Annotated in this window: 27 protein-coding genes and 1 tRNA gene; 15 read left to right on the top strand and 13 right to left on the bottom strand. The window is 64.2% G+C overall.

Features of this window, described 5'->3' with window-relative positions:
* The first annotated feature begins 172 nt into the window (after positions 1-172).
* Genes BVU17_05430 through BVU17_05415 form a run of 4 tightly spaced genes read left to right on the top strand, consistent with a single transcriptional unit; the run spans position 173 to position 2935 of the window.
* Positions 173-1255, top strand: coding sequence for a histidinol-phosphate transaminase (locus tag BVU17_05430; GenBank protein ID AUG46993.1), 1083 nt, complete (start codon positions 173-175; stop codon positions 1253-1255).
* On the top strand, positions 1252-1758 hold the full coding sequence (locus BVU17_05425; protein ID AUG46992.1) for an adenylate kinase: 507 nt from the start codon (positions 1252-1254) through the stop codon (positions 1756-1758). The genes BVU17_05430 and BVU17_05425 overlap by 4 nt, the downstream gene beginning before the upstream one ends.
* On the top strand, positions 1755-2363 hold the full coding sequence (locus tag BVU17_05420) for a CDP-diacylglycerol--glycerol-3-phosphate 3-phosphatidyltransferase (GenBank protein ID AUG46991.1): 609 nt from the start codon (positions 1755-1757) through the stop codon (positions 2361-2363). Before BVU17_05425 ends, BVU17_05420 begins: the two co-directional genes overlap by 4 nt.
* A gap of 41 nt (positions 2364-2404) precedes the next feature.
* Positions 2405-2935 (top strand): transcriptional regulator, encoded by a 531-nt coding sequence (locus BVU17_05415; GenBank protein AUG46990.1) that lies wholly within the window; start codon positions 2405-2407, stop codon positions 2933-2935.
* A 1-nt stretch (position 2936) separates the two neighbouring features.
* Here BVU17_05415 and BVU17_05410 read toward each other — a convergent pair whose 3' ends face one another.
* Positions 2937-3542: a HoxA transcriptional regulator gene (locus BVU17_05410; protein AUG46989.1), complete on the bottom strand. Its 606-nt coding sequence runs from the start codon at positions 3540-3542 to the stop codon at positions 2937-2939.
* A 97-nt stretch (positions 3543-3639) separates the two neighbouring features.
* On the opposite strand from BVU17_05410, the gene BVU17_05405 reads away from it, so the two are divergent.
* A complete protein-coding gene (locus BVU17_05405) occupies positions 3640-4287 on the top strand; it encodes a triose-phosphate isomerase (protein AUG46988.1) in 648 nt (215 codons plus the stop codon).
* A gap of 27 nt (positions 4288-4314) precedes the next feature.
* Here BVU17_05405 and BVU17_05400 read toward each other — a convergent pair whose 3' ends face one another.
* On the bottom strand, positions 4315-6219 hold the full coding sequence (locus BVU17_05400) for an ATPase (GenBank protein ID AUG46987.1): 1905 nt from the start codon (positions 6217-6219) through the stop codon (positions 4315-4317).
* Between the two features lie 159 nt (positions 6220-6378).
* Positions 6379-7062, bottom strand: a complete 684-nt coding sequence (locus BVU17_05395; GenBank protein ID AUG46986.1) for a 5,6-dimethylbenzimidazole synthase — start codon at positions 7060-7062, stop codon at positions 6379-6381.
* 169 nt (positions 7063-7231) lie between these two features.
* Between BVU17_05395 and BVU17_05390 the strand changes: the two genes are divergently transcribed.
* Complete coding sequence (locus BVU17_05390; GenBank protein AUG46985.1) at positions 7232-7579, top strand: hypothetical protein; 348 nt, start codon at positions 7232-7234, stop codon at positions 7577-7579.
* A 6-nt stretch (positions 7580-7585) separates the two neighbouring features.
* Here BVU17_05390 and BVU17_05385 read toward each other — a convergent pair whose 3' ends face one another.
* Complete coding sequence (locus BVU17_05385; GenBank protein AUG46984.1) at positions 7586-8947, bottom strand: DNA polymerase IV; 1362 nt, start codon at positions 8945-8947, stop codon at positions 7586-7588.
* A 390-nt stretch (positions 8948-9337) separates the two neighbouring features.
* On the opposite strand from BVU17_05385, the gene BVU17_05380 reads away from it, so the two are divergent.
* A complete protein-coding gene (locus tag BVU17_05380) occupies positions 9338-9652 on the top strand; it encodes a hypothetical protein (GenBank protein ID AUG46983.1) in 315 nt (104 codons plus the stop codon).
* A 304-nt stretch (positions 9653-9956) separates the two neighbouring features.
* Here the strand turns inward: BVU17_05380 and BVU17_05375 are convergent.
* From BVU17_05375 to BVU17_05365, 3 genes are all read right to left on the bottom strand, one after another.
* Positions 9957-10027 (bottom strand) — tRNA-Gly (locus tag BVU17_05375).
* A 138-nt stretch (positions 10028-10165) separates the two neighbouring features.
* Positions 10166-10855 (bottom strand): SAM-dependent methyltransferase, encoded by a 690-nt coding sequence (locus BVU17_05370; GenBank protein AUG46982.1) that lies wholly within the window; start codon positions 10853-10855, stop codon positions 10166-10168.
* Positions 10856-10867: 12 nt separating this feature from the next.
* Positions 10868-11908, bottom strand: a complete 1041-nt coding sequence (locus tag BVU17_05365; protein ID AUG46981.1) for a tyrosine--tRNA ligase — start codon at positions 11906-11908, stop codon at positions 10868-10870.
* 104 nt (positions 11909-12012) lie between these two features.
* Between BVU17_05365 and BVU17_05360 the strand changes: the two genes are divergently transcribed.
* The 4 genes from BVU17_05360 to BVU17_05345 all read left to right on the top strand — a co-directional run bounded on the left by BVU17_05360 (position 12013) and on the right by BVU17_05345 (position 16313).
* A complete protein-coding gene (locus BVU17_05360) occupies positions 12013-14241 on the top strand; it encodes a DNA-binding protein (GenBank protein AUG46980.1) in 2229 nt (742 codons plus the stop codon).
* Positions 14242-14299: 58 nt separating this feature from the next.
* On the top strand, positions 14300-14734 hold the full coding sequence (locus tag BVU17_05355; protein AUG46979.1) for a hypothetical protein: 435 nt from the start codon (positions 14300-14302) through the stop codon (positions 14732-14734).
* 68 nt (positions 14735-14802) lie between these two features.
* A complete protein-coding gene (locus tag BVU17_05350) occupies positions 14803-15840 on the top strand; it encodes an aspartate-semialdehyde dehydrogenase (protein AUG46978.1) in 1038 nt (345 codons plus the stop codon).
* Between the two features lie 92 nt (positions 15841-15932).
* On the top strand, positions 15933-16313 hold the full coding sequence (locus BVU17_05345) for a hypothetical protein (GenBank protein ID AUG46977.1): 381 nt from the start codon (positions 15933-15935) through the stop codon (positions 16311-16313).
* Here BVU17_05345 and BVU17_05340 read toward each other — a convergent pair whose 3' ends face one another.
* Positions 16314-17267 carry a hydroxyacid dehydrogenase gene (locus BVU17_05340; protein AUG46976.1) on the bottom strand — a complete coding sequence of 318 codons (954 nt, stop codon included), beginning with the start codon at positions 17265-17267 and terminating at the stop codon, positions 16314-16316. It abuts the gene before it with no gap.
* Between the two features lie 216 nt (positions 17268-17483).
* On the opposite strand from BVU17_05340, the gene BVU17_05335 reads away from it, so the two are divergent.
* The gene (locus BVU17_05335) at positions 17484-18005 is read left to right on the top strand and encodes a response regulator (protein AUG46975.1); all 522 of its coding nucleotides are present in this window, start codon (positions 17484-17486) and stop codon (positions 18003-18005) included.
* Between the two features lie 96 nt (positions 18006-18101).
* The gene (locus tag BVU17_05330; GenBank protein ID AUG46974.1) at positions 18102-19460 is read left to right on the top strand and encodes an electron transfer flavoprotein; all 1359 of its coding nucleotides are present in this window, start codon (positions 18102-18104) and stop codon (positions 19458-19460) included.
* A gap of 829 nt (positions 19461-20289) precedes the next feature.
* Here the strand turns inward: BVU17_05330 and BVU17_05325 are convergent.
* Both BVU17_05325 and BVU17_05320 read right to left on the bottom strand, forming a co-directional pair.
* On the bottom strand, positions 20290-21150 hold the full coding sequence (locus BVU17_05325; GenBank protein ID AUG46973.1) for a CAAX protease family protein: 861 nt from the start codon (positions 21148-21150) through the stop codon (positions 20290-20292).
* 62 nt (positions 21151-21212) lie between these two features.
* Positions 21213-21761 carry a hypothetical protein gene (locus BVU17_05320; protein ID AUG46972.1) on the bottom strand — a complete coding sequence of 183 codons (549 nt, stop codon included), beginning with the start codon at positions 21759-21761 and terminating at the stop codon, positions 21213-21215.
* A 127-nt stretch (positions 21762-21888) separates the two neighbouring features.
* On the opposite strand from BVU17_05320, the gene BVU17_05315 reads away from it, so the two are divergent.
* Positions 21889-22548, top strand: a complete 660-nt coding sequence (locus BVU17_05315; GenBank protein AUG46971.1) for a molecular chaperone DnaJ — start codon at positions 21889-21891, stop codon at positions 22546-22548.
* A gap of 71 nt (positions 22549-22619) precedes the next feature.
* Here the strand turns inward: BVU17_05315 and BVU17_05310 are convergent, their stop codons facing one another.
* Positions 22620-23474 carry a ubiquinone biosynthesis protein UbiA gene (locus BVU17_05310; GenBank protein ID AUG46970.1) on the bottom strand — a complete coding sequence of 285 codons (855 nt, stop codon included), beginning with the start codon at positions 23472-23474 and terminating at the stop codon, positions 22620-22622.
* Between the two features lie 52 nt (positions 23475-23526).
* A complete protein-coding gene (locus tag BVU17_05305) occupies positions 23527-23898 on the bottom strand; it encodes a hypothetical protein (GenBank protein ID AUG46969.1) in 372 nt (123 codons plus the stop codon).
* A 106-nt stretch (positions 23899-24004) separates the two neighbouring features.
* Here BVU17_05305 and BVU17_05300 point away from each other — a divergent pair, with 106 nt between their 5' ends.
* Positions 24005-24400, top strand: coding sequence for a hypothetical protein (locus BVU17_05300; GenBank protein ID AUG46968.1), 396 nt, complete (start codon positions 24005-24007; stop codon positions 24398-24400).
* Positions 24401-24447: 47 nt separating this feature from the next.
* On the opposite strand, the gene BVU17_05295 is transcribed toward BVU17_05300, so the two are convergent.
* Positions 24448-25731 carry a hypothetical protein gene (locus BVU17_05295; GenBank protein ID AUG46967.1) on the bottom strand — a complete coding sequence of 428 codons (1284 nt, stop codon included), beginning with the start codon at positions 25729-25731 and terminating at the stop codon, positions 24448-24450.
* Positions 25732-25858: the final 127 nt, after the last annotated feature.

Below are 25858 nucleotides of genomic sequence, written 5' to 3'. Positions count from 1 at the left end.
TACCACTGACTGACAGGGTTTCGGTGGGGAGCGTGCTATTCCGTGTCGTACCCGTCATCGACGGGTTTCTCACGGGAAGCCGCCAGCGGATTTCTGTGCGACACTGACTGGGGAAGCCACGGCCACGCCCGATGTGAGCACGCTTAAGCCGCCCCGTCCGTTTTGCACAGCCATGGAACCACGGGACCTCTCCGCTCACACTGTCTATCGGGCAGGTCGCGGTATCGAGGAAGTCGCCCGGGAACTCGGCCTCGACCCGGACGACATGGTGAAGCTGGCGTCGAACGAGAACATGTACGGGCCGAGCCCGAGAGCCGTCGAGGCGATTCGCGGGGCGGCCGAGCGAATGCACTCCTATCCGAAGGCCTCCCACGCCGACCTCGTCGACGAGCTGGCGGATATGTGGGACGTAACGCCCGAACAGGTGTGGCTGAGCAACGGCGGCGACGGCGCGCTCGACTGCCTCGCCCGGGCGATGCTCGAACCCGGCCAGGACGTGCTCGTCCCGTCACCGGGCTTCGCGTACTACGCGATGAGCGCACGCTATCACCACGGCGAGGTCAACGAGTACACGCTCTCGAAGGCCGACGACTTCGCTCAGACCGCCGACACCGTCCTGAAAGATTACGACGGCGAGCGGATCGTCTATCTCACCAGCCCGCACAACCCCACCGGCGCGGAGTTCACGACCGACGCGGTCCGGACTATCGCAGAGGAAACCGACGAGCAGACGCTGGTCGTCGTCGACGAAGCCTACGGGGAGTTCACCGAGAAACCGAGCAAGCGGCCATTACTGGACAACCGCGACGACGTTGCGCTCCTGCGAACGTTCTCGAAGGCCTACGGCCTCGCGGGGATTCGCCTTGGCTACGCGGTCGTCCCGGACGACTGGGCCGACGCCTACGCCCGCATCAACACGCCCTTTTCAGCCAGCGAACTCGCCTGCCGGGCCGGGCTGGCGGCGCTCGACGACGACGAGCACGTCGAGCGCTCCGTCGATACTGCCGCGTGGGCCCGGGAGTACCTCGCCGAGGAACTCGACGCGCCGACCTGGGACAGCGCGGGGAACTTCATTCTCGCGGAGGTCGGCGACGCGTCGGCCGTCGCGGACGCCGCCCAGGAACGGGGCGTCATCATCCGCGACTGCTCCTCGTTCGGGCTCCCCGAATGCATCCGTATCACCTGCGGGACGCGCGAGGACACGGAGCGCGCCGTCTCGGTACTGAACGAGGTCATCGAGGTGGTCGAGCCGTGAGGGTCGCCATTACTGGCACGCCGGGGACGGGCAAGACCACGGCAGCGGAACACCTCGACACAGACTTCGATGTCTTCCACCTCAACGACATCATCAAGGCCGAGGGGTTCTCGACGGGCATCGACGAAGACCGTGGGAGCCTTGTCGCCGACCTCGACAGGCTGTCCGAGTGGCTCGACGGCCGCGACGACGTGCTGTTCGAATCCCACCTCGCGCATCACTTCGACGCCGACCGCGTGATTGTGCTGCGAGCGCACCCCGAAACCATCGTCGAGCGACTTCGAGAGCGCGGCGACGACGATTCGAAGGCCTACGAGAACGCGGAGTCAGAAGCGCTCGACGTCATTCTCGGGGAAGCCGTAGAAGAGCATGGCGTGGATTCCGTCTACGAAATAGAGACAACGGACCGGGACCCCGACGCGGTGGCACAAGAGATTCAGGCCGTCGTGGCTGGCGAGCGCGAGCCGAGCGCGGGCACTGTCTCCTACATCGACTGGCTATGACACTCGACAAGTTCCGCCCGCTGGCCGACCGCGCGCTGGGCCCGTTCGTCAGCGCCGCGAAGGTGGCCGGCCTCTCGCCCAACGGCGTCAGCGTCATCGCCTTCCTGCTGGCGCTCGGCGCGGGTGGGGTGTACGCCGCCGCAACGCGGGAGCCGCTGCTGTATCTCGGCGGTGCCGTTCTCGTCTTCCTGAACGGCTGGCTCGACCTCGTGGACGGGGCGCTCGCGCGAGAACTGAACGTCGCGTCCTCGGGCGGCGACCTGCTGGACCACGTGCTCGACCGCTACGCCGATATCGGCATCATCATCGGCCTCGCCGCCGGCGTCGGCCAGTGGGCGCTCGGCATCGCCGCTGTTACCGGCGTCCTGATGACCTCCTATCTCGGAACGCAAGCTCAGGCGGTCGGCCTCGACCGCGTCTACGGCGGCCTGCTCGGGCGGGCCGACCGGCTTGCGCTCGTCGGTGTCGTCACAGGCGTCGCGGCGTTCGTCCCGACCGCACTGGCCGGCCTGACGCTGGTCGGCTGGTTGCTGGTCGTGTTCGCCGTCGTTGGGCACGTTACCGCCGTCCAGCGGTTCTATCACGCGATGGTCGCGCTGGAGTAGCCAGCGCACCATTTATACCGCGCCCCGTCCAAGCCGTCGGTATGGTTCAGTGCGAGATGTGCGGAACGGAGGTTTCGTCTCCGAACCGCGTCAAAATCGAGGGCGCCGAACTCGACGTCTGTGACGAGTGTACCGACTTCGGCACCGAGGTCAAGACGGAGGAGACGTCGTCCACGTCGACGAAGTACTCGACGTCGTCCTCCTCGTCATCGTCGTCGAGTTCGTCCTCCTCATCGAGTTCCTCGGGTGGTGGCGGATCCGGTGGCCGCCGCCGAGATATGTTCGACGAGATGGACGAGATCGCACAGGATTACGACGACCGGATCCGCAAAGGCCGAGAGTCACAGGGCCTCAGCCAGGAGGAACTCGCCAAGCAACTCAACGAGAAGGCGAGCCTCATCCGGAAGCTCGAACAGGGCAACTCGCTGCCCAGCGACGACGTACAAAAGAAGCTCGAAAGCGCGCTCGAAATCTCTCTGAGCGCCGGCGGTAGCGCTGACGAAACGGAGTGGTCCGGCGGCAGCAGTGACGGCGAGTACACGCTCGGCGACGTCGTGAAACGAAAGGACTAGGTCACAGCTGGAGGTCGTCTTTCTCGACATCGAGTTCGTTCGCGAGTGACTCGACGTTCGACGAGATCCGCTCGATCTCGTCCTGCAGTGCCTGATACCGTTCGCTGTCCTGGAGTTCACGGTCGGTCTTCTCGACCCGGAGAACATTGCGCTTGAGCTTTTTCGACGTGAGCGTCCGGAGTCGGTTGTTGTACTCCCGGATTTTGTACAGTCGGTCGACGACCTCCTGCAAGTCGTCCCGGGTGACAGGCTTGACGAGGTAGTCGTCGACGCGCATCTCGATGATGTCGAAGTCGGGGTCGATGGCGGTCACCATCGCGACGCGGCATCGAAGCCCCTTCTCCTCGATCTGTGCAAGCACTTCGTTGCCGGAGACGACCGGCATCCGGCGGTCGAGCAGCACGACATCGATGTCGGGCGACAGCAGTTCCAAGCCCTCTTCGCCGCTGTAGGCCGTCTGGACGTGATACTGGTCGGACAGATAGTCGGTGTACAGGTCAGCCAGATGTTGTTCGTCCTCGACTATCAGAACGGTCGGTGTGTCATCATCCCCTGCTGTCACGGCTTGTCTCGTTTCTTGTCTCGGCTGAACCGTAATAACTGTCATCCCCGAGCCGTGGTTCGGGAGAATCGAAGGCGGAGTGGTAGGGACGCCAAACGGCGGCTTCGCAACCTATTTCCCCACAGCAACCGGTGCGTTTCGTATGTTCGTCCTTGTCAATCTGAAGGCGTACCCGTGTGATCCAGTCGAAGTAGCGACCGCCGCTGCTGACGTCAGCGACGATTCCGGTGTCCGTGTCGCCGTCGCGCCACAGGCCGCACAGATCGGCGCTGTGGCGGAGACTGGTGTCGAGACGTGGGCCCAGCACGTCAGCGCCGTCGAACACGGCAGCCACACCGGCAGCACCCTCGCCGAGGCCGCTGCGGACGCCGGTGCTGTCGGGACGCTGCTGAACCACTCCGAGAACCGCCTCAAGCTCGCGGACATCGACGGCGCGCTCGACGCCGCCGACCGCGCGGACCTCGAAACCATCGTCTGTGCGAACAACCCCGCACAGATCGGCGCGGCCGCCGCGCTCGACCCCGACGGCGTCGCCGTCGAGCCCCCGGAACTCATCGGGACCGGCACGCCCGTCAGCAAGGCCGACCCGGACATCGTGACCGGCGCAGTCGACGCCGCCGCCCGCGTCAACGGCGACGTGGACGTGCTCTGTGGGGCCGGCATCTCGACCGGCGAGGACCTCGTCTCGGCGAGCGACCTCGGCGCGAGCGGCGTCCTGCTGGCAAGCGGCGTTGCGAAAGCTGACGACCCGCGCGCGGCGCTCGAAGACCTCGTCGAACCGCTGCTGTAGAATCGCTGTCGTCGAAGTGCGGACTTTTCACTCGCTGTCTCCGTCCAGAAACGCCGATTCGAGTCGAGAGATCACCGACTCGACCTCGTCGTCGTCGAGTCCGCGGTCGCTCTCCTCTCGGACCAGTGCCGCCAGCCGGGCGTCGTACTTTCCACGGCCGACGTGTTCGACCAGCCCGCGAAGCCGGAGTTCCCTGTTCCGCGCGTAGGCCGCCGTCCGGTCGCCGGAGCCGCCCGCCGAGAAGTGGGCGTTTAGCGGCGTCCCGGGTCCCTGCTCCCGGTAGTACGCGAGCATCCGGCAGGTCTTTCGGTCCAATTCCTCGATGTCGGCTCGAAGGTCAGCGTAGACGGCGGGACCGTCGACATCTGAGGGCATCTCGTCGTCGGTGGCTCCGGTCACCTCCGCCGACTGCTCAGCTTCGACGGCCTCGGCGATGGCCGCTCTCAGAGCGTCGTCGTCAGCCTCAGCAATGTCCGTCTCAGCCCGGCCGTTGACTGGTACGCCCGCCGCACTGCTGTCTGGGCTGTCCCCGTTCGTCGCCACAGCAGCGTTGTCAGCGTGGCCATTTGACGCCGGCTCTGCGTCCGTATTGCTGGCAGCCGACACCGATTTAGCGTCCGCGCTGCTCCCAGTCGCGTCCGCGCCGCCACTGGCGCTGCCGCCGTTCATCGCAGCGTCGTCCGCGGCGAAGGCGCTGAACGCGTCGCCGAACCCGCCGCCCGACGTGGCATCGGCCGTCTCGTCTGGTTCGGGGGGCTCGTCGCGGGGACCGTCGGCGTCCGCCTCATCCTCGGCGTCTGCGTCGCCGTCCGACGGAGATTGGTCGGCGAACCGCTCGCGCTTGCGGCGCATGTTCTCCTGTTCCGTCCGTCCGGGGTTGTAGTCCTCAGCCTGCTCCACCATCGCCTCGGTGAACTGCTCGGCCATCCGCGAGAGGTCCCGGGCGTCCTGCAGTTCCGCCTCCAGTTCGGCGATGCGGGAGTTCTTCTTGTCCAGTTCCTCCCGGAGCTCCTTGATGCGGTTCTCCGTCTCCTGTTGTTCCTCGCTGATGGTCTCCAGTTCGGAGACGAGGTCGTCGCTGACGGACTTGAGTTCCGGGCGCTCGAAGTCGTCGAGGCCGGGCGTCGCGCCGGCGTCGAAGGTCTGCTTGCGGTGGAACTGCACCCTGCGGACCTGCTCAGCCCAGTCGTTCATCATGAACGCCTCGCCGTCGTCCAGGTCTTCGACGGCGTCGGCGTACTTGTTGTCGAGGATGCGCCCGACTACCTTCGTATCGTTGTTCCAGGTCAGGCGATGCCAGACGAGCCAGTCGCACTGGGTGATGTAGTCTTTCTTCACGTCGGCGGGGCGCTGGCTGATGCCGACGATGCCAAGCCCGTGTTTCCGGCCGCGCTTCCCGATTTTGATGAGCATCTTCCCGACCTCGCCCATCGACCCCTTCTCGGGCATCCACTCGTGGCACTCCTCGACGAGCATCAGGAACGGCTGTTTCTGCTTTTTGGCCTTGGCGAACAGTTGCTTTGCGACCTCTGTCAGCAGCGTCTCGGCCTCTTCCTCGTCGAGAAACGACGAGATGTCGAGGATGATGGGGACGTTCTGTTCCAGCGCCAGCGAGGCGATCTTGCCGGCGTGGTCCTCCGTGACCTGAATGTCACACTCCTCGTCACCGCCAACGTGGAGGATCTCGTACTCCTCTTTCAGGCCGTAGTACTCGCCATCGATGTCGACAATAAGCAGGCCGAACCCGTTGTCCAGCAGTTTCTCGGCGATGACACTCGCCGTGTTCGACTTCCCGGACCCGCTCTTGCCGGTGATGAACCCCCGGCCGGTGAGCAGTTCCACCACCGGGAGATTGACCGTCTCGCCCGGCTCCCCGGTCCCACCCGGCCCCGCGCTCGTCGTCGCGACAGTTATCTGTTCGGTCTCTGCCATGCGTTACTGTCGGAACGGAGACGCTCACACCCCATAACTCTCCGTCAGACGCCCATCAACTGTGGAACAGGTCTGGACGCAACGCAAACAGTTCGAAGCCAGTCCGAGGTTTCGCTCGCTCGGGCTTCAAATTCTCGTGTGCTACCGACGCGGCTTCGGTTACCGACGCCGCTGGGACTTCGTTTCGGGCGTCCGACCGGAGTCCCACTCGCCGTAATGGACCAGTTCCGTTCTGTCGATGCGACTACGCCAGCCTTCCTGTTGCAGTACCGGTTCCGCAGGGAAGCCGTCTTCGGGGTAGCCGACACAGAGGTAGGCCACAGGCTGAACATGGTGTGGAATGTTCAGCACCTCACGGAGTTCGTGGGGATACAGAAACGAGACCCAGCCGACACCGATGCCCTCGGCACGGGCAGCGAGCCAGAGGTTCTGTACGGCGAGACACGTCGAATAGACATCCATTCGCTGCATCGTATTCCGGCCGAGGACGTGTGGCGCATCGCGCGTGGGGTCACAGGTAACACAGATGTTCACCGGGGCATCGGTTATCCCCTCCAGTTTCAACTGGCCGAAATCCGATTTGCGCGGCTCCTCGTAGCCTTCGCGTGCGGCGGCTATCGCCCGTTCGGCAATCGCGGCGACCGCTGACTTCGTCTGTTCGTCCTCGATCACGACAAAATCCCACGGTTGCGAGAACCCGACGCTGGGCGCGTTGTGTGCGGCATCGAGGATCCGTGCCAGTACGTCCTCGGGAACGGAGTCCGCGGCAAATCGTCTGATGTCCCGTCGCGAATAGATGGACTTGTAGACCGCCTCGCGGTCGCGTGGTCCGAACTCAACCATATCCTCACTGACAGACGACAGTTGTAAACCGGTTGTGCTGACCGACAGTGTCCCGAGTACGGTAGGATGTGAAGGCGAAGCCGACCGTGATCGTTGCCAGTCAGTCCGAGACGGGGCAACGGCTATTGTGGTGGGACACCTTGACACACTCGTTCGCTGAGGGCTGTCCATGGACAGATACGAGACGTTCGTCGAGGACGGAACGGTGTACGTCGGGAGTGACGACGGCCCGCTCGAAGTGGCACCGCTGGAGGATATCGTCGCCGCTGCCGGCGGCCCGGCGTGGACAATCACCTACTCCGAGGCCGAGAAGGAGCGGTACGCCGGGATGGACACCAGCGACGAGGGACTAGTGGTCGACGTGGTCGATATGTTACACGCAATGACCCACAGCCAACGGTTCGTCGACACGCTGGCCGCGCATCCAACAGCAGTTGCGGCCGATGACACCATCTCGCCGCGGGCCGGCCTGTTCGTCGGGAAACTGCTGGAGAATCTGGAACACGGTGTCGCCTGAACACCGTTAGAAATCTGTGAGGGTGGTCTGGCCGGGCGGGAGCGAAATGTTGGTACTGACGGTGTCTTCTCCCTCGTTTACCGCATCTCCCGCAGCTTCGTTTCCCTCGTCGTTCTCACCGAACGTTCCGAGTCCGACCTGTCCTTCCTCGTTCTGTTCTTTGGCCCTCTCTGAGCTGTTGTCGGCGACGGAGCTATCGCTCGTCTCCTCGGTTCTAGTGTCGCCGCTGAACCCGTCCAGATTGGCCTGCTCGCCGGCCGAGAAATCAAGGTTCGAGACGCGGACACCGACTTTCCGCACCGGGTCGTCGTCGAACTCACTAAGCAGGTCCAGCGCGACGCGCTTGACCAGATCGGGCTCCTCGACCGGGCCGGGGAGCGACCGGGCGCGCGTGTTCACGTCGAACGGCGGCGTCACGACCTTGATGCCGATGGTCTGGTAGCGCGCGCCCTTCCGCCGGGCGCGGTCGGCGACGGCCTCGGCGAGCGTGCGGACCTGCCAGCACTTGGCCTCCGAGTCGGTCGTCGCCTCGGTGAACGCGGACTCCCGCGAGAGGCTCTTGGGGTCGCCTTTCGGGGTCACCGACCGCTCGTCCTCGCCGCGGGCGTAGCGGCGTATCTCGCGGCCGCGCTCGCCGAAGCGGTCGGCCAGTAGTTCCGGGTCGGCGGCCGCCAGGTCTCCTGCGGTCTCGATGTCGAGCGAATCGAGTTCGCTGGCGGTGACTGGGCCGACGCCGTGGACGTCCTCGACGGGCAGGTCGGCGAAGAACTCGCGGACATCTCCGGGTTCGACGACGACCAGCCCGTCGGGCTTGTCGCGGTCGCTCGCCACCTTCGCGGCGCTCATCGTCGGGGCGACGCCGACGCTGGCCACCACGCCGACTGCCGACTCGATTGTGTCTTTCAGGTCCTGCGCCCACGAGTCGACGGTCTCCCAGGAGACCCGGTCGGTGACGTCGAGGTACGCCTCGTCGATACTCACCTCGCGGACGACCGCTGCCTCAGCGTGAAGTATCTCCCGGACGTCCGCGGCGACGGACTCGTAGAAGTCCATGTCGACGGGGCGGTAGAACCCCGCGTCCTCGACGTCCAGGTCCGGGTCCTCGACGGCATCGACCTTCCGGGGGAGCCGCTCTAGGGCCTCCGAGATGGCCATCGCGGATTCGACGCCGTACGCCCGCGCCTCGTAGCTCGCCGTCGCGACGGCCCCGTGTGTCGTGCCGTTCTCGTAGCCCATTCCCACGACGAGTGGTTCCCCGCGGAGCGCCGGCTCCCGCCGCTGTTCGCAGGCGGCGTAGAAACAGTCCATGTCGACGTGCGCGACGATCTGCTCGGGGCCGCTGGTCCCGGGGAGTCGCGCAGCGTCCATACTCGACGCTACGTGTACTGGCAGAAAACCCCACCGGCCCTCGCCGAACGCATCAGGTCAGGGTACTGTCCGATGTATCGAAAACACCTCGAAAGGCGGGAGCAGGGAAAGTGGTGGGGGTGGGTGGGGGTTGGGTGTCAGGTGCTCCGTACGCCGTTGGTTGCAAAGCGATACGTGGCCGGTGGAGTGGCCATCGCTCCACCGGCGAGTGGTCATCCGCCGATGCCAATCCCGGATGGTACGACGGTCGTTCCCGCCGGGAGCGTCGGAAGCTCCATGTTAACAAAACTCATGGAAACACTTCAATGTTGGCTGCAGTGCTATCTGGCACAGACTTTGCGTTCGTTCCGCTCGAAACGTTTTCAGTTCTCTCCACATGACTGCGACGTAATGACGGAACTGACCGACTCGCTGCCGGACAGACCGCTCTCGACGAGCGAAATCTCCGCCCTCGAAGCCCAGCACGACGACTACGGATTTGCGCCGGTCGGGTTCTTCCCCGACCTCGACGTGGTGGCCGCGTTCGTCGTCATCATCGACGGCGACCGGGGCTACAGCCTCGGCTACGACCGCGACGGTGACGGTTGGGTCGTCGTCGAGTCCTTCGAAGACGGCGAGGACTTCGCGGGCGTTACTGATCGCCTGCAGGAGTGGATGGGCGACGACTGGGAGGAGTTCGAGGAAGCGGCCGTCGAACCGGAGTGAGGTGTCGATTGGTCGCGGCGGCTGAATGGCTCTCGAAGGCAAGACCGCCTGCTACCGCTTCAGTCGGTCGCTGGTGTCACGCCAGAATTAGGCAACCGGGAGTGAACTTGACTGCACGCCCCTGCTGTCGCTTGGAACTCCGTCGTTCAGGCCCCTCAATGGTGTATCTGCCGCTCGCGGATGGGACTCACAGCAAAATGCGGCGGCCGGGATTTGAACCCGATGGCGAGACTCGCTGCGCTCGTCTCGCGTGATTCAAATCCCGCCGTACGGCCTTCGCTCGTCACGTCCGTTCCTCGCAGAATGCGGCGGCCGGGATTTGAACCCGGGCCATGAGCTTGGAAGGCTCAGGTCCTACCACTAGACCACCGCCGCTCGCTCACGCCGTTCGCTCGCGGCGTCGTTCGCAAATCCGTTGGATTTGCTCACCACCACCGCTCACTCATGCAGCCCTGATTCTCTCGAATCGGGACCGCCCGAGTGCGAACGTATACACTCATAGATGGAAGGCAATTAAGTGCGTTTCCCTTCTGGTTCGACAACCCCGTAACAGTTGCCGCTTGAGAGTTCCATCGAGACGAGCCGGAGGTCGCTGTCGGCGACATCGCGTTCGAATTCGGCCGGCGCGTAGATGTGGTAGAACCGCGGCACTGTCTCGCCGCCGGGGAGCGTCCAGTCGACTGTCGTGTCAAAGCCCGCGTCCGCGTCGGGGTCGGCGTCGAAGCGGTCGTGGGCCGTACTCCACGCGCTGACGAGTGCGCGAGCGCCCGGCGCGAGCACGCGAGCCAGTTCGTCCAGACTGGCGCGGCGGGCGGACCGCGACGGGAGGTGATGCAGCGTCGCCACGTACACCGCGAGGTCGACGGACCCGGCAGCAAGCGGGAGCCGCGTCGCGTCGCCCTGCAGCAGCGCGACGCTGTCGCCGACGCGGTCGGTCGCGGCTTGCAGGAGCGCGCGGCTGGCGTCGAGGCCGACGACGCGGTCAGCGACCTCTGTGAGCAGTTCCGCGTGGCGGCCGTTGCCACAGCCGACATCGAGCGCCGTTCGAGCACTGCTGGACTCGTCGACGAACGATTCGACCTCTGGCCAGGCGTACTCGCGGGTCTTCGAGAAGTGATCGCCGATGTCCTCGTACGTCCGGCGAACGGCGGCCCGCGAGCGGACCAGTTCGTCGTTGTCGGCGCTCGGGTCGGAGGGGGGCATCGCGACGCGGCGTTACTCCGCGCCGTACTTCTCGGGGTAGGCCTCGGCGAGGAGGTCCTCCTCGTCGGCTAGGCGCTCCCGGACCGGGTCGATAACGTCCGAGATAGCGCCCGCGGCGGACGGCTTCAGGTCGGCGGGGTGGAGTTCGCCGCTGACGAAGTCCGATTCGACCTCGTCGTAGCTCTCGTAGGTGAGGTCGCCGCCGTACTCCTCGGGGCGCTCGACGACGAAGGACTCGTCGCGGACGTCCAGCACCGGGAACACGAGGTGTTCGAGGTACTCCAGCACGCCGTTTTCCTCGACCTCGCCGGCCGGGCAGTACGCCTGCCCGATTTTCTCGTCAACCTCGTCGGGGCTGTCGGTGAGGTTAACCTTCGACGCCTCGTCGGATGCGCTCATCTTGCCGCCCGAGAGACCGGACAGGAGCGGCGCGAACAGGCAGATCGGCGACTCGCCGCCGTGGTCCGGCAGAATCTCACGCGAGAGCATGTAGATGCCACGCTGATCGACGCCGCCGTAGGCGATGTCGGCGTCCAGCGCCTTCACGTCAAGCGTCTGCATCAGCGGATAGATGAGCCCGCCGAGGTTCGGGCTCTCGGACTCGCGAACGACCTCGCTGGCCGCACGCTGCGTGCGGGAGATCGTCGTTTCGGCGGCCATCCGGTACATCTCCAGCGTGTACTCCTCGTCAAGCTGGAAGTCAGTCCCGCGGACGAACTCCACGTCCTCGGGGTCTGCGCCGGCCGCTTCAATCATCCCCTCGATGGCCGTTTCGTAGTAGGCCGAGCGGGCATCCAGCAGGTCAAAGGGCGATTTGTTGTCGTCGAGGTGGGCGTGCAGGTCCGCGATGAGGACCGTCACGTCGACGCCGGCCCGCAGGAAATCCGCGAGCTTTCGCATCGTCGTGAAGTGACCGATGTGCATCTCGCCGGTCGGCGCGTAGCCGATGTACGCCGACGGGTCGCTCTCCTCGAACAGCGTCCGCAGTTCGTCCTCGGTGACGACTTCTGTGGTGTGTCGCGTCACCAGATCGAGTCGCTCGGCGGTATCCATACCGCAGTGTGGCCGGTCCGGCGATTAAAACGTTCCTGTCCGGTGTGACGCGCTGTCGAGGTGGGCCGTACTGTTTTACCACAGCGGCGCACAATCGGCGATAGATGTCCCTCCTGTTCGACCACGTCATCGGGTCGTTTGCCCTCGACGACGCGTCGTTGTGTGCCGTTACCGACGCTGCTCTCGACGACAGCGGCGATGTCGTCCCCGCGCGGCCCGTTGCCGAGTTTGCGGCCCACCACGACGAGCTCGCCCATCCCGCGGAAGACTGGGTCTGTATCCCATTACACGAACCAGACTCGGCGCGACCGACGGGAGAGTACGTCGCCTTCACTGACCACTCGTTACACGGACAGATTTTCGTCTTCGAGCGCGACGGCGAGCGGGACTTCGTCGATGCGGACGGGTTCGGAGCCACGGGGCTGGCCGACCGTCTCCGGTTCTGGCACTCCGACTACGTCCCGGAAACGTACCCACCCTCCTACGACGCACCGATAGACGACAGCGAACCGCCCCGAAATCCGATCCCGTCGGCAGAACTGATCGACGGCTTGCGGTCTCACGTCGAGCGCGAACGTGCGGCGACTCGCCAGCAAAACCGAGAGCGCGCCGAACGGCGCTCACCTGCCGAGGTGTACGGGGCCGGTGGTGATGCAGTCCCCGACCTGCACGCGCGCGGCCGAGATGACGGAGCGTATCGGTTTCGCGTCGACCCACCCGCTGACATCGCCGCCGAGTGGGACGGTGACTGGGCGTTTGTCGTCGAATCCGTGTTCGGCATTCACGAGGGAAACGAGGTGCTGATTCACGCCGAGAGGGAGCGCGGACGCGGCGACGACCCGTTCCCTGTCCCGGCGACAGTCGAGCGCATCCGCGGGCGTTCGGTCTGGCTCGCGGTGGACTGGGGCGAGGTCGACGGGGCGACAACACTCGAAAGCGCACTCACTGACAGTGATGCCACCTACGGGCTCACGGCGCTGCTCAATCCCGTTCCGTTCGACCGCGAACGTGCGGCGATTGAGTTGCTGACCGACCACCGATTTCGGGCCGTACTCGCCGGCGACCGGCCGATAACCTTCTCGAACGGGGCTGCCGCCCGGAGCGACCAGTTCGACGGGGAACTGAACCAGGAGCAGCAACTGGCTGTCGAGCACGCGCTGCTGGCCGACGACCTGTTCTGTATCCACGGCCCACCGGGGACAGGGAAGACGCGGACGCTCGTCGAAATCGTCCGGCGGGCCGCACAGGCCGGTGAGGATGTGCTGGTGTGTGCGGACTCGAATCAGGCCGTCGACAACCTCGTGGCAGGGTCGTCGACGGGTGACGGGGCCGACCCGCAGTCGCTGCACGCCTATGGCCAGCACGGCGACGGCGACTACACCCTCGACCGCGTGAACGCGAGCCAGTCAGCAAACGACGTTGTGGGGCGCGCCTACAGCGACGTGCCCGGGCGGGCTGACGTAGTGGCGGTAACGAACAACAGCGCCGCGACGCTCGCCAGGGAGTTCGACCTGGTAGTCCTCGACGAAGCGACGCAGTCAACCTGCGCAGCGTCGTGTATCCCGCTGGTCCGGGCCGACCGCGCCGTCCTCGCAGGCGACCACCGACAGCTCCCGCCCTACAGCGCCAGCGACGAACCGCCGGCGTCGAGCTACGGTCACTCGCTGTTCGAGCATCTCTACGCTGACGGCGGCGTCTACGAGGGTGTCGGCCTCCAGCTACAGACCCAGTATCGAATGCACCGCGACATCGCGTACTTCCCGAACCGTCGGTTCTACGACCGGACGCTACGGAACGGGCGCGCCGTCGACCCGCTCCCAGACAGGCCGGCGCTTGAAGGGTACAACGTCGGCGGTCGGGTCGAAACCGCCGGGCACTCCAAGGCGAATCCCACCGAAGCCCGCCTCGTCGCGCATCTCGTTCAGGACCTGCTGGCAGACGTACCTGCCGAGGAAATCGGTGTCATCACGCCGTACAGCGCGCAGGTGTCACGCATCCGGGAGATGCTCGCAGAGCGAACCGACGCCGGAGACGGAGTGACTGTCGACACCATTGACTCGTTTCAGGGCGGCGAACGGACAGCCATCGTCCTCTCGCTCGTCCGGAGCAACGCCGACGGAACCGTTGGGTTCCTCGGGCGGCCGGTCGACGGCCCCCGGCGGCTGAACGTCGCGCTCACGCGGGCCAAGCGCTACTGCGCCGTCGTCGCCGACTGGCACACACTCCGTTACGACGCCGACGGGAAGTGTACGGATCTCTACAGCGACTTCTACCAGTTCGTCTCGAACACCGACCGCCTGAACGACGTGGACCCCGAATTCATTCCGGTGTAGCCGGCCAGCGACTGCGCAACTGCGATGGGTCCAAATACGTCCGACACAACTGTCTCATATGTACACGGGGAAGACCGAGAAGGCATGCTGTCTGTGCGGGAATCCCGACACTGAGACCCGTCTCGATCTGCCGCCGCGGGCGGTCCCGCTGCTCAAGCACGCAGACCCAATCGCCTGGCAGGACATCGTCGGCGAGGTGTCCATCTACTTCTGTGGCTCCGACTGGGAGACGGTGCGGGACCTCGTGTTAGAGACCGGAATGAGCCCGCTGTCGCGGTGTAACGCCGCCCGAGCTTCCTTCGATCTCCGTGAGGATTTCGAGGCACTGCTGAATGACATCCGAGACGAACCGGACCATACGGAAATCGAAGCCGAAATGCGCGCTGAGGCCGCGGAGACGCTGGCGAACCGCGACGACCCATACGTCGAGGAGCGGGATCTCGTGGAGGCCCGTGTTATCGAATGGGTGTTCGAAGACACCGAGCGCGAGTAACCCGACGAAGGCAGCGGCATGGCCCCGTATCCAAACTGTTTTGACCACCCGTAGCCGTGTGTCAACCGATGACTGTACGCGTAGGTGTGCTCGGTGCGACTGGCGCGGTCGGGCAGCGACTTATCCAACTGCTTGACCCCCACCCCGAGTTCGAGATCGCAGCACTGACCGCCAGCGACGCAAGCGCTGGCGAGACATACAAGGACGCCGCAAAGTGGCGCGTCAACTCCCCGATTCCCGAAGACGTGGCCGGGTTAGAAGTCCGCGCCACCGACCCGGATTCGGTGCCTGACGACGTCGATCTCATCTTCTCCTCACTCCCGTCGAGCGTCGGCGCGGAAGTCGAACCGGAGTTCTGTGAGGCCGGCTACACAGTCTCGTCGAACTCCTCCAACGGCCGGATGGACGAGGACGTGCCGCTCATCATTCCCGAGGTCAACGCCGACCACGTCGACCTCCTGGAAGTCCAGCGTGACGAGCGCGGCTGGGACGGCGCGCTCCTGAAGAACCCGAACTGCTCGACGATCACGATGGTCCCGCCCCTGGCCGCGCTGGACCGCGAGTTCGACCTGACCGACGTGCGCGTCTCGACGCTCCAGGCCGTCTCCGGTGCGGGCTACTCTGGCGTCACATCGATGGAGATCATCGACAACGCCATCCCGCACATCGGCGGCGAAGAGCAGAAGATGGAGACCGAATCGCGCAAGCTGCTCGGCTCGTTCGACGGCGCGGAGGTCCACCTCAACGAGATGGACGTGGCCGCCTCCTGTAACCGCATCCCGACGCTCGACGGCCACCTCGAAAACGTCTGGGCCGACACCGCCGAGGACATCTCTGCGGCCGACGCCGAGGCCGCGACGGAGTCGGTTACCGGCATCGACCTGCCGTCTTCGCCGGAGAAACTCATCACGGTGTTCGAGGAACCCGACCGCCCACAGCCACGCCTCGACCGCAACGTCGAGGACGGCATGGGCGTCGCAGTCGGCGGGTTCCGCGAGACGACGGACGGCGTCCAGTTCAACTGCCTCGCGCACAACACGATGCGCGGTGCCGCCGGTGCGAGCGTGCTGAACGGCGAACTGCTGAACAAGCGCGGCTATCTGTAACGGTCACGCTCGCCGAGCGCCGTTCTTCCGAGTCGCACGAGAACTGCTAGGCGATCCGATATTTTTTCACGGCCAGACTCGACTTCTGGCATATGGTCTCCCGCGATACGAAGCTTCAGATCGGGGTGGTGAGCGCTGTCGTCCTCGTCTGGGCGCTCCTGTTCCGGGCGGTTCCACTCGGCCCTGTTGCCTCTGTCGTGCTCGTCGCAGCTACGTACTTCGCCGTTCTGGCTGGCACACACCTGTATCTCGCGCTGGCAGGTGATAGCGAGACGCTTCCGGTCGCGGCCCGCTGGCGGTACATTGGGCTCGCGGCGGTAGTGGCCGTAGTCGAACTGCTGCAGGGTACCGTCGGGAGAACTAGCCTCGGGAGCGTTACAGTCTCGCACCTACTCGGCGGCGTGTTTGGTGTGACCGTCGTCTCGTATCTGGTGTACGAAGCCCGCGCTGGCCATCTCGCCAGCCGGCAGTGACTACAGTTCGATCTGGTTTCTGAGCCCGTCCCACTCGCCGGTTCGCTCGGCCTGCCTGACGTTTTCGGCCACAATATCGGCCAGTCGATCGTAGTAGCTCGGCGTGTGGCCGGCGTTGTGTGGCGTGATGAGGACGTTCTCGAAGTCCCACAGCGGGTGGTCGCCGGGCAGCGGTTCGGGGTCGGTCACGTCCAGTGCCGCGCCGCCGATGTGGTTGCGCTGTAGCGCACTGACCAACGCGTCGGTATCGACAACGGGGCCACGGGCGACGTTGGTGAGCACCGCTTCGGGGGGCATCGTGTCGAACACCGCTTCGTCGACGAGGTGGTGTGTCTCGTCGGTCAGCGGGCAGGCGAGTCCGACGTACTCCGTATCGGCGACGGCCTCGTGAATCTCGTCGAAGCCGTACACCTCGTCGGTGGGGCCGCCCTTCTCCGGCGAGTAGCGGACGCCGACGGTCTCCACGTCGAACCCTTGCAAGCGGTCGACGATGGCCTGCCCGATTTCGCCGAGGCCGACAACGCAGACGCGGCTGCCAGCGAAGTCGTCGGTGTGGAACGACTGCCAGACGCCCTCGCGCTGGTGGCGGCGGGCGGTGAAGAAACCGCGGGCGAAGGCGAGCCACGAGCCGACGACGTTCTCGGCGACGTTCGGGCCGTGGACCCCGGAGGCCGTCGTCAGGGCGATGTCGCGGTCTGCCAACTCCGACAGCGGAAGGTGGTCGTATCCAGCGTACGTCCCTGCAAACAGTTCCAGGGCGTCGGCCGCATCGACCAGTTTCGGCGAAACATCATTACCGGTCAGGACTGTCGCCTCCGCAATCAGGTCGCGCTCGGCGTCTGGTGTCTCCGCGACGGTGATGTCCCACTCGGGCAGTCGGTCCCGGAGCGCAGTCGCGTACTGGTCGACCGGCATCCCGTGAACGTCGTATCTCATCACGACGATATCGGCCATTGAACCCCTCCTGTGGCGTGCGGAGCCATACCGGCTGTTCCACGCGGGGGCCTCAAAACGGTGCCGGCAGACCGCTGGTCGCACGCCAAGGCTGGTGTTGGTATTTCTACATCTAGAGAGTAGGAGAATTACCAGCCTGAATTAGTAAAATTTGTAGTAATAGTACACCGATATCTTAGCATATTTGTAGGATGACCAGCGTATGAGTTCCAAGAGATGAGGAGACCGACGAGCATTGTGGTGGTCGATGACGACGAGGACTACAGACAGCTCTACAAGCTCTGGCTTCCGGACGAATACGAGGTTATAGAAGCGGAAGACGGCCGTACAGGGTTACAGTGCATCGACGACACAACCGATGCGGTATTGCTGGACCGCCAGATGCCGGACCTGAGCGGCGCAACGGTCGCGGAAAAACTCCAACAGCGGACAGTTACCCCTGCGGTCGTCATGATCAGTAGCGTCAAGCCTGACGTGGATATTCTGGATATCCCTGTGGATTCGTATCTCAGAAAGCCCGCTGACCGGGACACTCTGCTGTCGGTTCTTTCGACCGTTCGTACCCGGTGTGAGTACGAGGCGAAACGCCGCGAGCTCCTGGGCCTCGCCGACCGCCGAGCAACAGTTGCCGACGCTGTCCGGGCCACAGCGCTCGCTGAGAGCGACGCGTACCAGCGGGTCGTCAAGCGGCTGGAGCGACACGACGTATCACTCGGCGGCGCAGTGTCCGGACCGTAGCGCGCAGGGCGTTCCAGTTCAGTCCGGTGAGCGCGTCACACCGTAGTTTCGATGCAAGACAATAGGTTTTAGCGGGCGCGGGACACCGTAGCGGGTATGGAACACGTAGACGTCGCCATTGTGGGTGGTGGCCCGGCCGGCTCGTCGGCGGCCGAGGCCGCAGCCGACCACGGGGCCGACGCCGTCCTCCTCGAAAAGGGGGTCCCCAGAGCCGACCGCGAGGGGGCGGGACCGGACTCGACAGATGCCGCCGGATTGCTCGATTACTGGTTCGACATCATGGGTATTCCCCGGTCCGAGTTCCCCGAGGACGTGGTGTTGAGCGAACTCGACGGGGCGAAGTTCTATGGTCCCTCGACGGAGATGACGCTCACGGAGACCGGGATTAGTTCTAGCGCCGACAGCTTTGGCATCACGTTTCACCGAGCGCGGTTCGACGACTGGCTCCGCAGACGGGCGACGGAAGCGGGCGCGGACTACCGCGTCGGTGTCAGCGTCACCGGCGTCGAGACCGACCTGCGGAGTTCGCCGCGACACACCGTTCGATTGGCCAACGGCGAGGACATCGCTGCGGAGTACGTGATACTCGCGGATGGCCCCCAGCGAACCGTCACCGGCGGGACGCTCGATCAGTTTCTCCCAGACGGGCAGACGATGGCCGACATCATGCCGTCGAACAAGGTCAATCACATCGCCTATCAAGAGCACCGCCGGATGCCGGAGGAACTGTTCACACCGGAGTTCATCGAGTTCTGGTGGGGCATCATGCCCGGCCACACAGCGTATCCGTGGATTTTCCCAAACGACGCCCCGGTCGCCCGCATCGGTCTGACGATGCCTATCGGGCTGAATATCGACGCGTACGACCGCAGCGAGTGGGACCTGCTCAAAGCGAGCGACGACAGCATCCCGCAGGGACGGCAGTACATCGAACGGCTGCTCGAACGGGAGTTTCAGGCGTACGACCTCGACGACTTCCCGCTCGTCGAGGACCGGGGAAAATCGAAGGGCACAGAGACGTACCCTATCTCCTCGACCCGCCCGATAGAGTCCCCAGTTGGTGCCGGCATTGCCGTGGCCGGTGGGGCAATGGGGACTACGTCAGCGTTCCACGAGGGCGGCGACCACGTCGCCGTTCGCACTGGGAAGATCGCCGGCCGCCTCGCCGCGAACGACCGCCTCGAACGCTACAACGACGCCTGGCACGACGCCATCGGCGACGAAATCCTCCGGAACGTCACCTTCGCGGACATGGTGCGGGACTGGCGGCCCGGCGACTGGGACCGGGCCTTTACCACCGCCAACGACCTGATGGACGCCCGCGGCATCAAGGCCGACGCAGCGCTCCGTGGCGGCTTCAACGGCATCAAGATGGTTCTGGCTTACAAATGGGGGAAGTTCTCCTACCGTAACGGCAAGTACGTCCAGTTGCGCGAGGACGACTACGCCGTCTGAACGTCACCCTTAGGTGTCCCACCGGCGAAATGCATCTGCGTGCCTTTAATCCCCGGCTGAGACCCGTCACCGGGACAATGACGACCCGGAGAACCCGGGCACGCGACATGACCGCGGTTCACACCGCATCTGGTCGCCGTATCCGGCGACCCGCCAGACGGTTGCACCGTCTGGGCGTTCGGTGATTACGCCGTAATCACCCGCGCTCGCGGCTGACGCCGCTCGCGCACTTGGTCGTCTGTGGACGACCCGCCCGGCACGAGGGTTTGCCGGCTGACGTGGCACACCGCCGAGGATGATGCCGGACGTTAGTGTTCCGGGCGACATGCTACTGTTAATTGGAGACGGAGGTGTGTCCCGAGAGCGTCGGAAATCGTTCTGCGAGCCGGCTACGCAACACTCGATGTGAGCAGGATTGTGGCGGCCACTGGCTCTGCCCGTCGCATCGGCTCAGTTCGTATCTGGGCCAGCGGGTAAGCAGTTCGACGAAGGCCTGTTCGTCCTCTCTGAACGTAGTTGACCGGTGGACGGGCAACGAAACAGGCTGTCTCGAATAGCCTACCGTTGAGTTCGATTTTCGCATCGATGGACCAGTTGCTACTCCACCGCTGGTATGCAGCGTCGGCATCCAGCCCTTGCTGCTCAGTGTTGTAGACGGAGAGCAGGCCGTCGGATTCGCCGATTTTCGGCAGTAGGGGTGAGACGAAGATGTGCTATCGCCGGGCGGTGAGAGACAGGTCGCCGCTGGTATCCCTTGCGAATACAGGGCAGGAAATCATTCAAGTCAGGTACGGACCTGCCAGATTGCGGACCTGGTGGGATAGGCCGGTCAGAAGCCGCTGATACCGAGCACGGCCGGAGCGGACGAGAGGTCCCCGCTGAATTTCACGAAGACGTACAGGCCAGTAAACAGCGTCGCGTTGTACGCGCCGTGGATGAGTGACGGGACGACGATGTTGTCCGTGTACTCGTAGGTGGCGCCGAGGATGAGCGACGGAACGAGAAGGGCACCCACCCCGACGAGTTTCCCCGTGACCGATCCGCCACTAAGGGCGGGGTAGTGAATGCCGGCGAAGATGACGCTCGCGATAGTGACGCCCGAGATCGGGCCGAAGTAGTCCCGAATGCGGCCCTGAACGACACCGCGGAACAGCAGTTCCTCGCCCGGGCCGATGAGGAGGAAGGAGGCAGGAATCAACAGGAGGAGGACATCAGGGTTTTCCATGCCAATCTCAGCCGCCTGATTGGTTGCCGTTTCGATCCCGAACAGCGAGACGAGTGTCGTGATAATGGTGGCAACCACCACGAGTCCGCCCATCGCGCTGACGTAGCCCAGCACGACGATGCCGGCCTCACGGAGACTCGGTACAGCAATGCCGATACTGAATGCGCCGGTGTCCGGTGCATAGGAGAACACCTCGCGGACTTTCGCTCTGATTACCGGTCTGAGTTTGATGTACGTGTACGCGATGACCGGACATCCGATTCCCTGAACTGTTATCAGTCCGAGGACCAGCGTCTGTACTTGCGTTATCTGTACTCCGGCACCGAGTGAGAGGAAAAAAGCGATGCTGAGAAGCAGGATCGAGCCGAACCCGAGTCCTATCACACCCAGCGAGAGCGCCGAAAAAAGCGTAAACCCGTACTGGAAGGCCTGTAGAACCGGACGGTCGCGGGTCGCCGTTGCCATACGCTACCTTGGTCGTGGCGATGTGTAAACAATTCGTTTGGTATCGGTGTCGCGACCCGCGTTCAGTCGATCCGCTCGCCGGCCGTCACTGCGGCATCGAGCCAGTTCGACTCCGGCGGCAACGGGCAGGAGAACGTGTCGCTGTAGGCACAGAACGGCGAGTAGGCGAGGTTGAAATCCAGCGTAATCTCGTCGCCGTCGCTCAGGTCGCGGTCGGGTTCCAGTTCCATGTATCGACCGCCGTCGTAGCTCTGCTGGCCGGTGGTCTTGTCCCGGAACGGGACAAATAGCGTCCGTGACTCGTCGGCGGCCTGCCGGAACGCGTGGAGTTCGCGGGACTTGCCGTCGAGGTCGAACGACAGTGTTGCGACGTGGAGATAGCGCACCGTCCGGTCGTCGCTCGTCTCCAGATCGACCGACTCCGGTGTCTCGTGAACGGTAACGGTCGCTTCGACCCGATAGTCGGGGTCCGGGTCGAAGTAACTGAGTCCGTCGAACTCGTCGCGTTCCTCGGGCGGAATCGGTGATTGGCGATGCTCTGCGAAGAAGCGGTCTTTCTCGGCCCGGTTGGCCTCCAACTGCGCTGCCCAGTCTTCGGTGTCTTCGTCCATACTGAGACGGTGGTGGCCACGCAGTTTCAGTCCGGCGACTCAGCGACAGCTCGGCAATATCGTGTCGTGAGGGAGTGAATACCTTATTATACGTATAGTCCAACTCGATAACTACACAGGGGTGTGTATGGAAGCGACGTTCTACGGTATTCTGGGGGTAGACCCAGATGCCACCGAAGAGACGATAGTCCGCGCCTACCGGGAGCAGACGAAAACGCATCACCCGGACGTGAGTGACGACCCTGCCGCTAGAGACCGGTTTAAGCGCCTCACGCAGGCGAAAGACGTGCTCACAGACGAGGCCGAGCGAGCGCGATACGACCGGCTCGGCCACGACGCATACGTCAACAGGCACGTCGACAGCGTCGCGGACGGAGGTACAGCCACGGGCGGTGTCAGTGACATCGCACAGCAGTACGTCGACCAGCGAGCCGACGCAGAGACGGCAGGCGAGACAACGGCGAAAGCGACACAGCGGCCAACCCAGACCCGCGGTGGAAGCACGGGCTACGGGACTGCCGCGGAGTACTACCGGCCCGGCGAGCGGGTTCGGCCGGCACAGCCGTCGGGAGTCGAGACACTGCTCGAGTCACTGCGACGTGTCGGGCCGTGGCTGTTCGTCCATCTGGCACTGCTGGTCTGTACGATCATTGCCGCCGTACTGCTCGCAGTCGGTGGCCTCACTGGAGACCTCTCACCGGTCGTCGCCGGTGTCATGGCAGCCTCGATGGTGACCATCTCGCTCGCCGTCTCGGCGACCCATGTCCTCACACACATCTCGGGCTGACTGGCACGGAGCGGTTCGCACAGCGGCAGTTTCGAGAGCCAGCAGACGCGAAGCCGGCAGCACAGCCACATTCACGACAGCGGCCGGAACCAAACAGCGGTAACGAGGACGGCCAGCAGAAGATACGAGCCGCGGATCAGCAGCATCGTCGCAGTTTCAGGGTCGCCCCGCTGGGCGATAGCCGCGACCGTCCCGAAGACGACCGCAGCCGCCGCAGCACTCGGCGGGACCCCGGGCAATGCCACAGACAGCCCAACGATTCCGAGAAGGCCCGCTCCGAACAGACCGAGCGCGAGTCGCCGGGCGTCTTGATGGCCAAGTACGACGGCGACGGTGCGTTTCTGTATCGACCGGTCGTAGTCGTAGTCCTGCTCGTCGTCGATTATCTTGATGCCGGTCAGCAACAGCAGAAACACGGCGGCGAGACCGACAGCACGCGGCGTCAGCGTCGTCACTTGTGCGTAGTAGCCGCCCAACAGTGACAGCGCGATACCCGTCGGGTAGCCCATCGTCGCACCGATAGGGTTCATGTCCAGTTGTGGCGCGTGGGTGTAGCCGATAACCCATGTCGGTAGCGTCAGCAGCGCCGCGCCGGGACCGACCAACAGCCAGATAGCTGCCGTGCAGAGCGCAAAGCCGACGCCAGCGCCGACCAGCGCCATGCGACACCCCGAGCCAGTGAGAGGGTGGTCGTCGTCCTCGCCGCGGACGTGGAAATCGACGTAGCCGTCCTTGACGTGGGCCGTGTAGACGGCGAAGAACATCGCACTCGCGTGAAGTGCGGCCACTGGGGGCCAGAACCCACCGGAAAGCAACCCCCCGAACAGCGAGGTCGCAAGCGGTGGCAGCATAAACACCGGGTGCACCTGCGAGGCCAGGGCACTCACGGTCGCGAGCGGACCGGTCTCGTGTCGGGCGACTGCCATACGGACTCAAGGTACGGCTGTGGCAAAAATCCCCAGCCGCGTTGTTTCGGTACTACCGCCAGTTCGAGCGGTCGAGCACGAAGCCAGAAATGTGCGAGGCCAGTTCTCTGGCGGCCTGTTCGCTGTCCGCGTGGATTTCACCGGACACCGGGCCGGCTTCGCCGCCGACGCCCTCCGTCTCCGAGATCGGGTCCGTCGTCGTCGGATACGGTCGGCGGGACCGGACGCGGTCCCGGAGTTCCTGAACGGTAGCGTCCGAGAGTTCGTATGACAGATGCTGGAGGTCGTATCGAACGATGAATCCCCGCGTCGCGTCTCGGACGGCGAGGACCGGGTGGCCCCGGTCCCGACAGCGCTCCCAGATCTCGCGCTGGTGGTCCCGCGTAGCATACACCGGCACGTTCGACGGTGCGAGGTGTTCCATTGGTCGTTTGTAGGGACTGGAGGTGTATTACCTTTCGGCAGTGCCTCGCCGGTAGAAACGCCATGCAGGAAATGTTTAGGGTCAGGGCCGTGTCCACAGAATTGCTATGGCAGATATTGAAGTCGAGAGTACGTGCGAGGAAGGATACACAGTCGAAAGCGTCATCAACGGCGAATGGGAGCTTATCGTCGACGCGCTGAGCGAGAACGGCCCGTCGCCGAACGAGGTTCTGGCCGCCGACTACGCCTCCTGTTACATCCCGGCGCTGCGCGTCGCCGCCGACAAGTACGGCCACGAAGACATCGGCAGCGTCGACGTCGAAGTCGCCGCAGGTCTCGACGAGGATGACGACCTAGAGTATATCGACTTCCATGTCGAGGTCGAGGAGTCACTCGCAGACGAGGAACAGGACATCGTTGAACTCGCCGAGGACATCTGCCACGTCCACTCGGCGCTGCAGGACGAGCTACACGCAGAAATCACTATCGAGTCCGGCGTCTGAGCGGGCAAGGGCCGGGGTTATTTTCGCTGGTAGCAGCCCCGTCGTCGTTACTCCGGGAACAGCAGGATAACCGAGGACGTGTTGTGATAGCCGGTGTAATCCTCGTCGGCCGAGCAGACTTCGCCGTAGGTTTCGAAGCCGGCGAAGGGCGCGTCGATAGCGCTGTGAATCGTCTCGACGGCGTCGTCGAAGTCGTCGCCGAGAATCATCGCCCGGCAGGCGCAATCGTAGACGAATCCGCCCGCGACATTTCCACCGCGGAGTTCATTGGCGGCGTTGGTGGCGGCGTTCCGGACCGCATACACCTGGTCGGATTTGTTGCTATGTGTCACCCGCACTTCCGTCCCCTCGGAGACAGCGACGGCGAAATCCAGCGGCCCATCGGTGTCGGTTGTATGGCCCGGCCATCGGATGTTGTATCCTGTCGTCGAGATGAGTTTGCTCTCGATGAAGGTCTTGATTCGTGAGGCGAGTCCGTCCGCGTCGGCATCAGGTTCCGATTCGATACCGAGTTCGTAGCGGCCGAGCAACATGACGAGGTCCTCGGACCCTGCTTCCAACTCGTCGACATCGATGTCGTACGTCTCCATCGCATCCTCCCGAATCGCGTCCCGCCAGGCCTCGAACGCGGGCCTGCCGTCGAGTTCGTATACGGTGCTGCCCTCTGCTCGGGTTACCGTCATCGCCTCGGAGATCGGTTCGTGGCCGTGGTTGACTGTCACGGGAAGCGGGTCCTCTGAGGCAATGAGCGCGAGGACGACGGCGTCCGTCTCGACGCGGTCGTTCCGGAAGACGTGGGTCTGCTGTAACTGGAGGTCGTCACCCGCAGACCCGCCGACAACCGGCGTCTCCTCGTCGTCGAGGTACTGCTCGGTGAGCCGAGTGACTTTGTTTCCGATTCCGGCCATGCCGTCGTGGAGATTGATGACCGTCCGATGCGGATGCCCCTCGACAGTGGCGTCCTCGCTCGCAGGGAGGTCATGGACGGCTTCGAACAGACAGCGCTCGGGGTCAGCGCTCAGTTCGGTCGACAGGCTGGAAAAGAACCGCATCGAGTCCGACGAGACGACACCGACTGTGACAGTTCCGTTCCCCGAACCGGATTCAGTGAACTCTCCGGAGGACGAACAGCCCACGATTTCGGTGTCCGAACCGACAACACTCCGAGCACCCCACAGCACCGCCTCGTAATCATACCTCGGAGAGCAGAAAATCTGACAGAAGTCCGGTTCGCTGGCCGATATACCGGCCATGGCATCCCGTATGGCGTCCATCGCTGCGGCATCGCCCGAGTCTCCCGTCGCCTGCCCTGTCCCAAACTCAGTAGTCATTGAAATGCAAGTATATCGTGGGCTAACTTAACATATTGGAACCGTTTTGAAAATAACAGTGCGGAGCAGGGGTCTCACTCGAAGCCCCCGGCAGTCGCGCCGGAAGCGGTACGCCCTCTCGTAGATC

The sequence above is a fragment of the Haloarcula taiwanensis genome, assembly GCA_002844335.1.
Lineage (GTDB): Archaea > Halobacteriota > Halobacteria > Halobacteriales > Haloarculaceae > Haloarcula > Haloarcula taiwanensis.
Note: the sequence above shows the minus strand (reverse complement) of the source record. Positions and strands in the feature narration are given on the sequence as shown.

What these genes read in the sequence shown, in the direction of transcription:
- BVU17_05405 (AUG46988.1), top strand. Translation starts at nt 3,640, where the DNA reads ATGTTCGTCCTTGTCAATCTGAAGGCGTACCCGTGTGATCCAGTCGAA.
- BVU17_05350 (AUG46978.1), top strand. Translation starts at nt 14,803, where the DNA reads ATGACTGTACGCGTAGGTGTGCTCGGTGCGACTGGCGCGGTCGGGCAG.
- BVU17_05325 (AUG46973.1), bottom strand. Translation starts at nt 21,150, where the DNA reads ATGGCAACGGCGACCCGCGACCGTCCGGTTCTACAGGCCTTCCAGTAC.
- BVU17_05320 (AUG46972.1), bottom strand. Translation starts at nt 21,761, where the DNA reads ATGGACGAAGACACCGAAGACTGGGCAGCGCAGTTGGAGGCCAACCGG.
- BVU17_05315 (AUG46971.1), top strand. Translation starts at nt 21,889, where the DNA reads ATGGAAGCGACGTTCTACGGTATTCTGGGGGTAGACCCAGATGCCACC.
- BVU17_05295 (AUG46967.1), bottom strand. Translation starts at nt 25,731, where the DNA reads ATGACTACTGAGTTTGGGACAGGGCAGGCGACGGGAGACTCGGGCGAT.
- BVU17_05355 (AUG46979.1), top strand. Translation starts at nt 14,300, where the DNA reads ATGTACACGGGGAAGACCGAGAAGGCATGCTGTCTGTGCGGGAATCCC.
- BVU17_05340 (AUG46976.1), bottom strand. Translation starts at nt 17,267, where the DNA reads ATGGCCGATATCGTCGTGATGAGATACGACGTTCACGGGATGCCGGTC.
- BVU17_05420 (AUG46991.1), top strand. Translation starts at nt 1,755, where the DNA reads ATGACACTCGACAAGTTCCGCCCGCTGGCCGACCGCGCGCTGGGCCCG.
- BVU17_05400 (AUG46987.1), bottom strand. Translation starts at nt 6,219, where the DNA reads ATGGCAGAGACCGAACAGATAACTGTCGCGACGACGAGCGCGGGGCCG.
- BVU17_05390 (AUG46985.1), top strand. Translation starts at nt 7,232, where the DNA reads ATGGACAGATACGAGACGTTCGTCGAGGACGGAACGGTGTACGTCGGG.
- BVU17_05365 (AUG46981.1), bottom strand. Translation starts at nt 11,908, where the DNA reads ATGGATACCGCCGAGCGACTCGATCTGGTGACGCGACACACCACAGAA.
- BVU17_05345 (AUG46977.1), top strand. Translation starts at nt 15,933, where the DNA reads ATGGTCTCCCGCGATACGAAGCTTCAGATCGGGGTGGTGAGCGCTGTC.
- BVU17_05395 (AUG46986.1), bottom strand. Translation starts at nt 7,062, where the DNA reads ATGGTTGAGTTCGGACCACGCGACCGCGAGGCGGTCTACAAGTCCATC.
- BVU17_05415 (AUG46990.1), top strand. Translation starts at nt 2,405, where the DNA reads ATGGTTCAGTGCGAGATGTGCGGAACGGAGGTTTCGTCTCCGAACCGC.
- BVU17_05310 (AUG46970.1), bottom strand. Translation starts at nt 23,474, where the DNA reads ATGGCAGTCGCCCGACACGAGACCGGTCCGCTCGCGACCGTGAGTGCC.
- BVU17_05385 (AUG46984.1), bottom strand. Translation starts at nt 8,947, where the DNA reads ATGGACGCTGCGCGACTCCCCGGGACCAGCGGCCCCGAGCAGATCGTC.
- BVU17_05305 (AUG46969.1), bottom strand. Translation starts at nt 23,898, where the DNA reads ATGGAACACCTCGCACCGTCGAACGTGCCGGTGTATGCTACGCGGGAC.
- BVU17_05360 (AUG46980.1), top strand. Translation starts at nt 12,013, where the DNA reads ATGTCCCTCCTGTTCGACCACGTCATCGGGTCGTTTGCCCTCGACGAC.
- BVU17_05380 (AUG46983.1), top strand. Translation starts at nt 9,338, where the DNA reads ATGACGGAACTGACCGACTCGCTGCCGGACAGACCGCTCTCGACGAGC.
- BVU17_05430 (AUG46993.1), top strand. Translation starts at nt 173, where the DNA reads ATGGAACCACGGGACCTCTCCGCTCACACTGTCTATCGGGCAGGTCGC.
- BVU17_05330 (AUG46974.1), top strand. Translation starts at nt 18,102, where the DNA reads ATGGAACACGTAGACGTCGCCATTGTGGGTGGTGGCCCGGCCGGCTCG.
- BVU17_05370 (AUG46982.1), bottom strand. Translation starts at nt 10,855, where the DNA reads ATGCCCCCCTCCGACCCGAGCGCCGACAACGACGAACTGGTCCGCTCG.
- BVU17_05335 (AUG46975.1), top strand. Translation starts at nt 17,484, where the DNA reads ATGAGGAGACCGACGAGCATTGTGGTGGTCGATGACGACGAGGACTAC.
- BVU17_05410 (AUG46989.1), bottom strand. Translation starts at nt 3,542, where the DNA reads ATGACAGTTATTACGGTTCAGCCGAGACAAGAAACGAGACAAGCCGTG.
- BVU17_05300 (AUG46968.1), top strand. Translation starts at nt 24,005, where the DNA reads ATGGCAGATATTGAAGTCGAGAGTACGTGCGAGGAAGGATACACAGTC.